At 57.0% G+C, this 265-nt stretch carries 1 protein-coding gene; it reads right to left on the bottom strand.

Features of this window, described 5'->3' with window-relative positions; genetic code table 11:
* Positions 1-244: hypothetical protein (locus AYB31_RS20945; protein WP_201787442.1), on the bottom strand; the 244-nt coding region annotated here is incomplete at its 3' end.
* Between the last annotated feature and the right edge of the window lie 21 nt (positions 245-265).

The raw sequence follows: 265 nt of genomic DNA, 5'->3' as shown, positions 1-265 counted from the left end.
TAGCGCTTACATCGATTCGCGAACTCGCATCTACCTCAATCTCGTCGGCGGTAATGGTGATGCCTTGGGTGAAGCTATCCGATGCTACCGGCGTGGTTATCACGCCACCATTCAGCACGCGCACCTTCGACCAGCTGCCACTGCTGGGCAACTCCAGGCTGAAGCCATCCACCACCAGCTCATTGGCACTGTTGCGGTAGATGCCCTGGACCTGGCTATTGATAGTGGTTAGACGGTCCGTCACCAAGTCGCCTACAACCTTGGC

Origin of the sequence: Pseudomonas sp. BMS12 (genome assembly GCF_001592875.1) — a bacterium.
In the GTDB taxonomy this organism is placed as follows: Bacteria; Pseudomonadota; Gammaproteobacteria; order Pseudomonadales; family Pseudomonadaceae; genus Aquipseudomonas.
Note: the sequence above shows the minus strand (reverse complement) of the source record. Positions and strands in the feature narration are given on the sequence as shown.